Source organism: Streptomyces sp. NPDC036984 (genome assembly GCF_055607665.1).
The window spans coordinates 324,270-336,165 of the sequence record NZ_JBVJRL010000005.1 but is presented as its reverse complement, the minus strand read 5'-3'; the positions used below and the strand labels follow the sequence as shown (position 1 = coordinate 336,165).

Here is an 11,896-nt window from a genome sequence, read left to right as displayed (position 1 = left end):
ACTCGCCGAGAGACGGTCGGTCTGGTCGGCGAACGGGAACGGGGGATCGTCATGGGTGATCCTGTCGATGGCGTGAGGGAGGGATACCCCCGCCTGCATCAGTGGTGGTCAATGAGGCAGTACCGGTGAACGTTCTTCATCGACGGCTGCCAGGGCATGTGTCCGCGGCGGTCGAGGTCAACGCATCATGCCCAATGGCGTAGTTGTACCGCGTGCTCACGCAAGACTGTCAAGACACTGGGCCGAGGAAGATGTTGTTTTCTGAGGGGTTGGCGTGGGAGCTCTTGCCGCGGCCGGTTGAGTGAAAGTCCGAGGCGCTTGCGGCGAATGTCCTGGCCGCACAGGGCCTGTTCTGGGCTTCTCTGCGCGCTTCCTCAAACGCCTCACCACGGCTCACGGCTGCGCGGAGCCATGGGAGCACGCCCATACGCGTGATCATCGGATCTCTTGGCGTGACCTCAAGTCGAGAAAAGCCGCGCACAGCCCTTGACGTTCGACACTCCGAACAGGTGTCATGGGCGGGCTGTTGGATGACGTTTGTTTCTGATCGATCTCGTGTCTTTGCGCCTTGAGTTTCCAGGGTCGCTGCTGTCTGCCCCAGGGGTCGTCATGCAATGTTCTTCGTCTGCGCTCTCCCTGTCCGGACCCGGTCGCCGCACGCTGCAGCGGGGGCCGGGCGGGGCAGTTGTGCTGGTTGCCGTCCGCGCAACATGGGTCTCGATGGTCGGTGCCACCTCGACCACAGTCGTCGCCTGTGTCGAGAGATCAGGGAGCAGAGGAGGTCGGCCGTGCAAGCCGGCGGACCTCTGTGGCAGCGGTGGACCAGTGAGGGAGCCTGCAAGTGGATCGACCACTGGCGTGAGTCCGCTGAGGGGGTTATCGTCGATGGAGAGAACGACCGGTCTTCCTGCCTCTTGGGTGCGGCCTCTCGGCCTCCCGCGCGGGAGGCCTCCAGGCAGAGACCTGCGGTGGGTCCCCGGTGCACGTCGAACAGGGATCAAAAGGTTCCATGAAACCACCCCGTGCCCCAGCCCGGCCGGGGCCTCGCACAGGGCCGCTGTCTCGCGCGGGCCCGACGGGGTCAGCCGCCCGATCGGATGAGCCTGACCGCGTCCAGCAGGGTCTTGTGGGCGGCCGTCGCGTCGTCCAGATAGCCGGCGGCCATCGCGCCGTCGTACAGCATCAGCAGCGCATCGGCGGCCGACACCGGGTCGGCGTGGCCGAGCCGGGTGAGCAGCTCCTGGAAGAGGGTGCGGAGCCAGTCCCGGTGGGACGTCACCAGGCCGCGGACGGGATGGTCGGCGTCCGCGTTCAGGAAGGGCGATCCGCGAAAGCCGCGCTCGCGGGCGTGCTCGGCGATGGCCTCGAAGATCAGATCGATCGCCTCCGCCGGCGGGTGTCCGGCGGCCAGCGGTTCGGCCACCCCCCCGGTAGTAGGCATCCTCGGTCAGCAGATAGGCCACGACCACGTCGTCCTTGGAGGCGAAGTGCCGGTAGAAGCCCAGACCATCGTTCGGGCCTGCCTGCTGCTGACAACCGCCGTCATCATCGCCGCTGCCGGGCTGCAACTGGTGCAGGGAGGGGGCGATGTGACCGCGGATGCCGTGATGTGACGCTGAGGCGGGTACGTCGCCCTTTCCATGTCTCCTGCAGTGGGACTGCACCCCTTCCTGTCGGCCACGTCGGTGCACCGACGGCCACCGCGCGCCGGTACTGAGCCCGTCGGACTCCACAGACCTCGAACGAGAGGTGAGAGACATGCCCATCGGAAGATCCCGGGACCTCCGGCCCGGCGGCCGCCTCCGCACAGTCGCCACCGCGTTACCGACGCTGCTCCTCAGCCTTGCGGGACTCCTGCTTCCCACCGCGCAGGCGAGCGCGGTCACTGTCTCGTTCACCCTGGGAGCCACCAGGACCGACCAGAACGGCAACACCCTCCAACTGCACGGCCTGGGCATCGCCGACGTCGGTGACACCTGGTACGGCTTCGGCGAGGACAAGACCGGGCGGACCAAGGACAACGCGTCATTCCGGAACATCCCCTGCTACACCTCGACCGACCTCGCCAACTGGACCTATCAGGGCGTGGCCTTGGCGAAGCAGAGCAGCGGTGACCTCGGGCCGAACCGGATCGTGGAGCGGCCGAAGGTCATCTACAACTCCTCGACGCGCACGTACGTGATGTACATGCACATCGACAACCCGAGCTACTCCGAGGCCAAGGTCGGGGTGGCAACCAGCAGTACGCCGTGCGGGCCGTACACCCACCGGGGCAGCTTCCGGCCGCTCGGCTTCGAGAGCCGTGACATCGGCCTGTTCCAGGACACCGACGGCACCGCGTATCTGCTGAGCGAGGACCGCCGGCACGGTCTGCGCATCGACCGGCTCTCCGCCGACTACCTCTCGGTGGACAGCGCGGTTGCGGTCCTGGGCGGCAGCGACGACAAGAGCATCGAGTCGCCCGCCATGGTGAAGGTCAACGGCCTCTATTACGTGTTCGGCTCCCACCTGTCGGGCTGGGCCACCAACGACAACGTCTATGCCACCGCCACATCGCTGAGCGGACCCTGGTCGTCGTTCCGGGACTTCGCCGGACCGGGAACCAACACCTACAACAGCCAGACGGCCAACATCATCACCGTGCAGGGCACGTCCGGCACCACGTACCTCTACGCCGGCGACCGCTGGAACCCGAACGACCTCGGCAACTCCCAGCTGATCTGGCTTCCGCTGACGATCAGGGGAACGACCGTCAACCTCGGCCAGTACCCCACCTGGTCCCTCGATCCCGCTGCCGGTACCTGGAGTGCCGGCAGCGGGCTGCCGTCCAGCGGAGTCCACGAACTGATCAATGCCAAGAGTTCGATGGCGATGGATGTATACGGGGCCGACCTGGACGAAAAGGCCAAGGTCATTCAGTTTCCGGACCACAACGGCGACAACCAGAAGTGGAACCTCACCAGGGTGGCGGACAACATCTACACGCTGACCAGTGTGAAAAGCGGACTCTGCCTGGACGTGCCGTACAAGTCGACGGCTACCGGTGTGCAACTGCAGCAGTTCAGGTGCAACGGCGGCACCAACCAGCAGTGGGCGCTCGACCTGGCCGGCAGTTACTCCGGCAGTACCTACATGCTGGTGAGCGTAGACAGCGGCCTGAACATCGGTGTAGCGGACGGGTCGACCGCCGAGAAGGCGGCGGTGGACCAGGAGACGGGAGCCGCTGCGAGCGCCGGCAGCCAGACCTGGTCCCTGTCGTGAGGGTATCGGGCCATGTGAGGTGAACCGGCCGGTCAGCCGCGTCACCGAGGACCGATGGGCAACCTGTCGATCCGGGCTGCCACTCCGGCGGCCGATCGTCCGAGCAGGCTCCGCGCAGGTTCCACGAGGAGGATCCCCATGAAGCGCCGTCACTTTCTGGCCGCCGGGCTGATCACCCCGCTGGCCGCACGGCTGGTCACCGGCAACGCCTTGGCGGCCGGGAACTCGTTCGCCTTCGCCCCGGACGGGTCGGCGTTCCTGCTCGACGGGGAGCCGTTCCAGATCCGCGGCGGCGAGATGCATCCGGCACGCATACCGGTCCCGTACTGGCGGGCCTCGCATCCAGATGGCCAGGGCCATGGGGCTGAACACGATCTCGCTGTACCTGATGTGGAACTACCTGGAGGAGCGGCAGGGAACCTTCGACCTGACCACCGACCGGCGGAACTTCGCCGGGTTCATCCAACTGTGTCAGCAGGAGAGGATGTGGGTGCTGCTGCGCCCCGGCCCTACGTGTGCGGTGAATGGGACTGGGTGTCCACCGTCACCGCCCCGGGCGCCGGATTACCGCGACGACCATGCCGATCGCGAGGGTCGCCGCCACCGCGGCGGCGACCCGGGACCGTCAAGGGTGTCTTCCTGGAGGGGCGGGAAGAGCCGCACCATAGGCCGTCATCGATTCGCCCCTTCGTCTGTGGCAGGTCCCATCAGGTACGGGTCCAGTGTTGGTTGCTGCCGTTCGAGCAGGAGTAGAGCTGGATCAGGGTGCCGTTGGCGGTGCCGGCTCCGACGGCGTCGAGGCAGAGGCCGGACTGGACGCCGACGATGGATCCGTCGGAGTTGAGGCGCCATTTCTGGTTGTCGCCGCCCCAGCAGCTGTAGATCTGGACTTTGGAGCCGTTGCCGGTGCCGGCGGCGTCCAGGCACTTGTTGCCGTAGACCCTGAGCTCGCCGGTGTCGGTGTAAGTCCACTGCTGGTTGGTGCCGCTGTGGCAGTCCCACAGCTGGAGCTGGGTGCCGTCGGTGGTGCTGGCGTTGGGAACGTCCAGGCAACGGTCCGAGCCGACGCCCTTGATCTGTCCGCCGTCCGAAGGAGGCGTCGTGGAACCGCCGTTGAGGGCGTTGAGGACGGCGGTGTAGGCAGGCTTCTTGCTGCCGTCACCGTTGAACAGCAGCGGCGTGTCCCCCGATCGCCAGGAGTCGGTGTCGCGCACCCCCCAGACGGTGATGCCGAGGCAGCGCGCGACCGCCAGGCAGTCGTTGGTCACGCTGGCGTAGGTCGAGGACGGGGCGCCCTGGATGTCGAGTTCGGTGATGGCCACGTCGACGCCGAGGGCGGCGAAGTTCTGCAGGGTGGTGCGGAAGTTGCTGTTGTAGGGGCTGCCGCTGTTGAAGTGCGACTGGAAGCCGACGCAGTCGATCGGCACACCACGCTGCTTGAAGTCCCGGACCATGGCGTACACCGCCTGGGTCTTGGCCCAGGTCCAGTTCTCGATGTTGTAGTCGTTGTAGCAGAGCTTGGCCGCCGGGTCGGCGGCGCGCGCGGTGCGGAAGGCGACCTCGATCCAGTCGTTGCCGGTGCGCTGGAGGTTGGAGTCGCGCCGGGCTCCCGAACTGCCGTCGGCGAAGGCCTCGTTCACGACGTCCCACTGGGCGATCTTGCCCTTGTAGTGGGCCATCACGCCGTTGATGTGGTCGATCATCGCCTGGCGCAGTGTGCTGCCGCTGAGGCTCTGCATCCAGCCGGGCTGCTGGGAGTGCCAGGCCAGGGTGTGGCCGCGCACCTGCTTGCCGTTCTGCACCGCCCAGTTGTAGACGCGGTCGGCCGAGGTGAAGTTGAACTGGCCCCGCTGCGGTTCGGTGGCGTCGATCTTCATCTCGTTCTCGGCCGTCACCATGTTGAACTCACGGCCCGCGATCGTCGTGTACGTCGAGTCGCCCAGCCTGCCCGAGGCGATGGCGGTGCCGAAGTAGCGGCCGCTCTGCGCCGCTGCGGCGCCGAGCGTACTCTCTGCGGCGTGTGCGGTCGGCGGCGCGACCAGTGCGGCGGCCGCCCCGAGGACGCCGACGACCAGCGCCAACAGCATGCCGCGGATCTTCCGGCGGACAGCGGGTCTGGGAAGGGCGTACGAGCCCATGACTGTGCCTCCAAGGTAGAGATCATGGAAGGACTGAAGCGCAGGGGGATTGCATCGTCCGCTCCCATTCGGCAGACGGACGGACGGGGCGGGCCAGAGTCCGGGCAGTACGGAGGACTCCGTCGCGGCTCAGCCGGGAGGCCGCCACCCGGCGTCGCGTACCTCCCCAACTGCGTGAAGAGCCAGGATGCGCTGGTGCGAACCTCACCGGAACGAAGCGGGGTGGCGCAGGTGGTTTGGGGCGCGGATCTGTAGTGCAGTCGTGCGTGGACCTGCCGTGCAGCACGGATGACCCAGGGCTGGTGTGGTTCGAAATATCGAGTTGGGGCCGATTTCTCAGACAGGAATGATTGAGGCATTGGCGATGCATCGTCAATAGTCGTCGCAGAAAAATTTCTGTGTCTGGTTCGAAACTTTCGAAATCGGGTGAGCCGGGTGGCGAGCCCCGGCGCCGTTTCGTCGGACCGGCGAGCTGTATCGCGAACCTCCGAGTGCTTCCGGTTCGGCGCGACAGCTTGCCGAGCGCACGGACGCGTCGCCCCGCACGTCGGCACCCTGGCCCGAGGGGCGGTGGACTCCCCTAGGTCCGCGGCGCGTCCGGTGAGCCGGCGGGGCATCGCGTCGGCCATCGATCAGCGGATTCGCGATGGCGCGTCGGCTGGGCGGGGCTCATGGCCGCGCACGAGGTGGCGGCGCGGTAGCAGGGTGTCGAAGGTTCGCTCACCGATCCACCGCTTCGGTGTCGGCGGGAACCCACTGGTGCGTTCGGGCCGCGCTCGACCACCTCCGCTCCGGCGCCAAGTGCGGTGCTACTTGGCCATTCGTCGGTGTGACGTGCGCCGTTTCATGGACGGGCTCTCACGAATGTTTCGGCTTCGATATCGACATATGCGAAAGGTATTGACGCCGTTCACCGGTTCCCTACCATTCAGGTGCTCGATACTCCGCATCTTGTTCGACATGTCGGACGGATCGAGTCGATCCCCCGCACAGCAGGGCGACGCCGGGTCACGCCGCCCCGAACGCAGAGCCGCAAGGAGCCGTGCCGCATGCGTATGTCATGGCCTCGCCAATACCTGGTCGTCGCCCTGTTCGACCGTGCCACCCGAGCGCTCGGTCGTCCGAGCCTCCACCCCTGGCGCCCATGCCGCCCGAAGACGTCGGGCGCCACCGGTCTTCCAGAAGTCGCGAAGGACGGGAGGAAGTCACAAGCGGGCTGCCGTGGTGTTCACGGGCCGCTGCACACCGCACTGGACCACAGTCCGGACAGCCTCTGACGAGGCCGACCGGAACCGCCCACTCAAGGTTGAGGAAGTTCCCATGCACAGAGGAAGTTTCAGCCGCAGGCATCCGTCCGCGGTGCTCGCCGCCGCGGTTGCGGTCCTGACCGCGTTGGCGGCGATGCTCGTCGCCACCCCGGCTCAGGCGGCTTCCACCGGCGCCTTGCGCGGTGTCGGATCGAACCGGTGTCTCGATGTGCCGGGCGCCAGCCAGACCAACGGCACGTACCTGCAGATCTACGACTGCTGGGGCGGGACCAACCAGCAGTGGACGCTGACGGACAGCAACCAGCTCACCGTGTACGGCGACAAGTGCCTGGACGTTCCGGGCCAGGCCACCACGGCCGGTACCCGGGTGCAGATCTGGAGCTGTTCCGGCGGTGCGAACCAGCAGTGGCGGGTGAACTCCGACGGCACGGTCGTCGGAGTACAGTCCGGGCTGTGTCTAGAGGTCACGGGCATCGGCACGGCCAACGGTACGGCGGTGCAGATCGGGACGTGCAACGGCGGCAGCAACCAGAAGTGGACCGGTCTGACCGGGACGCCGCCGACGGACGGCACGTGTCCTCTTCCGTCGACGTACCGGTGGACGTCGACGGGTGTGCTGGCGCAGCCGGCGAACGGGTGGGCCGCGGTGAAGGACTTCACCACCGTGACGCATAACGGCAGGCACCTGGTCTACGCGTCGAACGTGTCGGGATCGTCGTACGGCTCGATGATGTTCAGTCCCTTCACCAACTGGTCGGACATGGCGTCGGCCGGCCAGACCGGGATGAGCCAGGCCGCGGTGGCGCCCACGCTGTTCTACTTCGCGCCCAAGAAGATCTGGGTGTTGGCGTACCAGTGGGGTGCGTGGCCGTTCATCTACCGCACGTCGAGCGACCCCACCAACCCCAACGGCTGGTCCTCTCCGCAGCCGCTGTTCACCGGGAGCATCTCCGGCTCCGACACCGGCCCGATCGACCAGACCCTGATCGCCGACGACCAGAACATGTACCTGTTCTTCGCCGGTGACAACGGCAAGATCTACCGGGCGAGCATGCCGATCGGGAACTTCCCGGGCAACTTCGGCTCGTCGTACACGACGATCATGAGCGACACGAAGGCCAACCTCTTCGAGGGCGTACAGGTCTACAAGGTCAAGGGCCAGAACCAGTACCTCATGATCGTCGAGGCGATGGGCGCGAACGGGCGCTACTTCCGCTCCTTCACGGCCTCCAGCCTGAACGGATCGTGGACCCCGCAGGCCGCCGGCGAGAGCAACCCCTTCGCGGGCAAGGCCAACAGCGGCGCCACCTGGACCAACGACATCAGCCACGGTGACCTGGTCCGCAACAACCCCGACCAGACCATGACCATCGACCCCTGCAACCTGCAGTTCCTCTACCAGGGCAAGGACCCCGACGCGGGCGGCGACTACAACCGACTGCCGTGGCGGCCGGGTCTCCTCACTCTGCGGCGCTGACCTTCCCGATTCACGGTGACCGTGATGTGGTGCGGTCCGCAGGAGTGTGGGCGAGCGGTTCACGGCGTGGGCGATTCCACAGACTGACCGACACTCACCGCTTCGAGGAACCCCGGCCGTGCGGCGGCCGGGGTTCCTCTCACCTCCGGTGCCGTTGTCGCGCAACGGTGCGGGCGCTTCCCCCGTACCGCGATTCACTGGAGGACTACTACGCCCACCTGTACGAGGCCCTCGGTGCCGAAGCCGATGTCGTCGCGGACATCATCACCCTGCTCGGCATGCCGGTCACCCGCGAGGAACTCGGGCAGATCGTCCCGGACCGGGGCCACCGGATCGACCGTGCGCTGAAGGTCCTGGCCCCGGTGCTCTCCGAGCGGGCCGGGCAGGATGAGGTACGGGTGTACGACGAGTCGTTCGCCCGCTACCTGCGCCTCGGATTCGAGGACCATCCCGATGCCCTGTAGTCGACGCTCGCGCTGATCGCCACACGGCTGTCCGGTAAGGGGCTGTTCGAGGGTCTGAGGGCCTGATACTCGCCGGGGCTGGGCGCGACACCGAGGTGCTCAGCCCCATCGGACGGGACTTCGTCGCCCGCGCCGTCTCGGCCGCGTTCCCGGCCTCGGCGATCAGGGACAACCTGGCCACCGGGCTGCGCCGCGTCGCCAGATCGGGAAACTGGCCGCTCGTCGTGCGCTGCGTCGAGCTGGCCCGGGCTGCGCAGACCTACGAGGGTGAGCGCTTCGACTCGGTGCTGGTGGACTTCGCCGACGTGCCCATCGCGTTGCTCGGGGCTCAGACCATGGCGGACCGGCTCCTGCACGACGGACGGACCGTGATGCCCGCCCGGGCGGGCCCGCAAATGCGAGTCTTCGAGTCGAAGGCATGCCGGTGTACAGTGAAGACCGCCCTTGACCTGTACAAAGCAGGCAGGGAGCCGTCTTCCAGGAGTCCAACATGCTGCGCACCATGTTCAAGTCCAAGATCCACCGCGCCACCGTCACCCAGGCCGACCTGCACTACGTGGGATCGGTGACCATCGACGCGGATCTGCTCGACGCCGCGGACCTGCTGCCCGGCGAACTGGTGCACATCGTCGACATCACCAACGGCGCCCGGCTGGAGACGTACGTCATCGAGGGCGAGCGCGGGTCCGGGGTCATCGGGATCAACGGGGCGGCGGCCCATCTCGTCCATCCCGGCGACCTGGTGATCATCATCAGCTACGCTCAGGTCACCGACGCCGAGGCGCGCCGGCTGCGGCCCCGGGTCGTGCACGTCGACGCGGAGAACCGGATCGTGTCTCTCGGTGCCGACCCGTCCGAGCCCGTGCCCGGCTCGGACCAGCAGCGCAGCCCGCAGGCCGTGGGGGCCTGACCGGCGGACCAGGACCAGGAGCGTGCGCCCATGAGCGAGACCGAGATCCGCGACGACCGGGCGACGGGCCGCCTGGAGGCGTTCGGCGGGGCGGACGGCGAAGACGTCGTCGGTCACATCGAGTACTTCGTCCTCGACTCACCGGGACGGGCGCTGGTGCCCGTGCACACCATCGTGGAGCCCGCCCACGAGGGGAAGGGCATCGCCGGATCGCTCGCCCGTGAGCTGTATGCCCTCGCCGAGCGCGAGGGCGTCCCGGTCGCCCCGCTGTGCCCGTACGTCGTGAAGTGGGCCGAGCGCCACCCCGAGGTCGCCCCGCCTGCCGACCCGGGGCTGCTGTCGGCCGCGAAGGACTGGCTGCGCGCCCACCCGGGACGGTTCTGAGCGGGCCGGCGGTCCCTGTGCCGCCGGCCACCCGCCTGGACCCGTCGGGTGCTGCCCTCGGGTGAGTGGCCGCGCGGTGGTCGGGTAGGCGGGGGAGTAGTCCAGAGGCGACGTCCCGTGACTGCCCGGAGGACACCATGACGAACCCGCACCCCGACCCGGTTCCGCCCGGCCCGGCCCCGGGCCCCGGCCCGACCCCGCCGGATCCCTATCCCACCCCGGTCCCGCCCCCGGAACCGGGCCCGCAACCCGCCCCACCCCTGCCGGCCCCAGACCCGACCCCACCACCGGCACCCCCGGCCCCGGGCCCACCGGAACCGTCACCGTCCCCGATCCCCCCGGGCCCCGAACCTGTCCCCAACCCCGAGCCGGGCCCCCCGCTCACGTGACATCATGGGGCGGGCGACAGCGCCCGCCCCATGAGGGGCGACGCCCCCGGAGCCGCCCCAACCCAGGACCGCCCCCGGAGCCACCCCACCCCAGACCGCCCCCGGGGCCGCCCCTAGGCGGACACCTCCGACCGGTCCCCGCCCCACAAGGTGTGGAACGAACCGTCCCGGTCCACCCGCCGGTACGTGTGCGCCCCGAAGAAGTCCCGCTGCCCCTGCGTCAGAGCCGCCGGCAGGCGTTCCGCGCGCAGCGCGTCGTAGTACGCCAGCGCCGCCGCGAACCCGGGCGTCGGCACACCCCGCCGCGTCGCGGCGATCAGCACCTCGCGCCAGTCGTCCTGCGCGGCGGCGATCTCCTGCGCGAACGTCTCGTCCGACAGCAGGCTCGGCAGGTCGGCGCGGGCGTCGTACGCGGCGCGGATGCGGTCGAGGAAGGCCGCGCGGATGATGCAGCCGCCGCGCCAGATGGAGGCGACCCGGCCGAGGTCGATGTCCCAGCCGTACTCCTCGCTGCCCGCGGCGATCTCGTGGAAGCCCTGGGTGTACGACACGATCTTGGATGCGTACAGCGCCTGCTCCACCCGGTCCGCGAAGGCGCCGGCCTCCGACTCGCCGAGCGGGGCCGGCTTCGGCCCGGCCAGCCCGCGCGAGGCCTCGCGGAGCGCCGCGTGGCCGGACAGGGAGCGGGCGAAGACCGCCTCCGCGATGCCGGACACCGGTACGCCGAGGTCCAGGGCGATCTGCACCGTCCAGCGGCCGGTGCCCTTCTGCTCGGCCTGGTCCACCACCACGTCCACGAACGGCTTGCCGGTGGCCGGGTCCACATGGGACAGCACCTCGGCGGTGATCTCGATCAGGTACGAGTCGAGCCGGCCGGTGTTCCAGGTGCGGAAGATGTCCGCGATCTGCGCGGGGGAGTACCCGGCGACATCGCGCAGCAGCTGGTACGCCTCGCCGATCAGCTGCATGTCGGCGTACTCGATGCCGTTGTGCACCATCTTCACGAAGTGCCCGGCACCGTCGGGGCCCACATGCGTCACGCACGGCGCGCCGTCGGCGGCCTTCGCGGAGATCTTCTCCAGCATCGGGCCCAGCGACTCGTACGACTCCTTCGAACCGCCCGGCATGATGCTCGGCCCGTGCAGCGCGCCCTCCTCCCCGCCGGAGATGCCCGTGCCGACGAAATGGATGCCGCGCTCGCGCAGCTCCCGCTCCCGGCGCCGGGTGTCCGCGAAGTGCGCGTTGCCACCGTCGATGATCATGTCGCCGGGCTCCAGCAGCGGGGCGAACTCCTCGATCACCGCGTCCGTCGGCTCACCCGCCTTGACCATGATCACCAGGCGGCGCGGGCGCTCCAGCGCCGCCACGAAGTCCTCGGCGGTCTCGGCCGCGACGAAGTCCCCCTCGTGCCCGAACTCCTCCACCAGCGCCTTGGTCCGCGAGACCGTACGGTTGTGCACGGCGACCGCGTAGCCGTTGCGGGCGAAGTTCCGGGCGAGGTTGCGGCCCATGACCGCGAGGCCCGTGACACCGATCTGCGCTGAAGTGCTCATACCGCCTGCTCCCTGCTTGCCTCGTGACTACGGTTCCGTCAGTACGGGTCCT

The 11,896-nt window shown here is 68.4% G+C and carries 10 protein-coding genes and 1 pseudogene; 7 read left to right on the top strand and 4 right to left on the bottom strand.

Annotated elements, in window-relative coordinates:
- Positions 1-1,081: 1,081 nt before the first annotated feature.
- A complete protein-coding gene (locus tag ACZ7DL_RS13325; RefSeq protein ID WP_470774013.1) occupies positions 1,082-1,441 on the bottom strand; it encodes a hypothetical protein in 360 nt (119 codons plus the stop codon).
- A 46-nt stretch (positions 1,442-1,487) separates the two neighbouring features.
- Between ACZ7DL_RS13325 and ACZ7DL_RS13320 the strand changes: the two genes are divergently transcribed.
- Positions 1,488-1,613 (top strand): hypothetical protein, encoded by a 126-nt coding sequence (locus ACZ7DL_RS13320; RefSeq protein ID WP_470774012.1) that lies wholly within the window; start codon positions 1,488-1,490, stop codon positions 1,611-1,613.
- A 145-nt stretch (positions 1,614-1,758) separates the two neighbouring features.
- Positions 1,759-3,261 (top strand): RICIN domain-containing protein, encoded by a 1,503-nt coding sequence (locus tag ACZ7DL_RS13315; protein ID WP_470774011.1) that lies wholly within the window; start codon positions 1,759-1,761, stop codon positions 3,259-3,261.
- A gap of 149 nt (positions 3,262-3,410) precedes the next feature.
- Here ACZ7DL_RS13315 and ACZ7DL_RS13310 read toward each other — a convergent pair whose 3' ends face one another.
- The gene (locus ACZ7DL_RS13310) at positions 3,411-3,575 is read right to left on the bottom strand and encodes a hypothetical protein (RefSeq protein ID WP_470774009.1); all 165 of its coding nucleotides are present in this window, start codon (positions 3,573-3,575) and stop codon (positions 3,411-3,413) included.
- A 32-nt stretch (positions 3,576-3,607) separates the two neighbouring features.
- Between ACZ7DL_RS13310 and ACZ7DL_RS13305 the strand changes: the two are divergent.
- A pseudogene (locus ACZ7DL_RS13305) lies at positions 3,608-3,760 on the top strand (beta-galactosidase); the annotation flags it as partial.
- A gap of 208 nt (positions 3,761-3,968) precedes the next feature.
- Here ACZ7DL_RS13305 and ACZ7DL_RS13300 read toward each other — a convergent pair.
- Positions 3,969-5,399 (bottom strand): endo-1,4-beta-xylanase, encoded by a 1,431-nt coding sequence (locus ACZ7DL_RS13300; RefSeq protein ID WP_470774007.1) that lies wholly within the window; start codon positions 5,397-5,399, stop codon positions 3,969-3,971.
- Between the two features lie 1,320 nt (positions 5,400-6,719).
- Here ACZ7DL_RS13300 and ACZ7DL_RS13295 point away from each other — a divergent pair.
- From ACZ7DL_RS13295 to ACZ7DL_RS13280, 4 genes are all read left to right on the top strand, one after another.
- On the top strand, positions 6,720-8,144 hold the full coding sequence (locus tag ACZ7DL_RS13295; protein WP_470774006.1) for a non-reducing end alpha-L-arabinofuranosidase family hydrolase: 1,425 nt from the start codon (positions 6,720-6,722) through the stop codon (positions 8,142-8,144).
- 167 nt (positions 8,145-8,311) lie between these two features.
- Positions 8,312-8,608: a hypothetical protein gene (locus tag ACZ7DL_RS13290; RefSeq protein WP_470774004.1), complete on the top strand. Its 297-nt coding sequence runs from the start codon at positions 8,312-8,314 to the stop codon at positions 8,606-8,608.
- A gap of 490 nt (positions 8,609-9,098) precedes the next feature.
- On the top strand, positions 9,099-9,518 hold the full coding sequence (gene panD / locus ACZ7DL_RS13285) for an aspartate 1-decarboxylase (RefSeq protein WP_470774002.1): 420 nt from the start codon (positions 9,099-9,101) through the stop codon (positions 9,516-9,518).
- Between the two features lie 30 nt (positions 9,519-9,548).
- Positions 9,549-9,902: a GNAT family N-acetyltransferase gene (locus ACZ7DL_RS13280; protein WP_470774000.1), complete on the top strand. Its 354-nt coding sequence runs from the start codon at positions 9,549-9,551 to the stop codon at positions 9,900-9,902.
- A 502-nt stretch (positions 9,903-10,404) separates the two neighbouring features.
- On the opposite strand, the gene gndA is transcribed toward ACZ7DL_RS13280, so the two are convergent.
- Positions 10,405-11,844 (bottom strand): NADP-dependent phosphogluconate dehydrogenase, encoded by a 1,440-nt coding sequence (gene gndA, locus ACZ7DL_RS13275; RefSeq protein WP_470773998.1) that lies wholly within the window; start codon positions 11,842-11,844, stop codon positions 10,405-10,407.
- Positions 11,845-11,896: the final 52 nt, after the last annotated feature.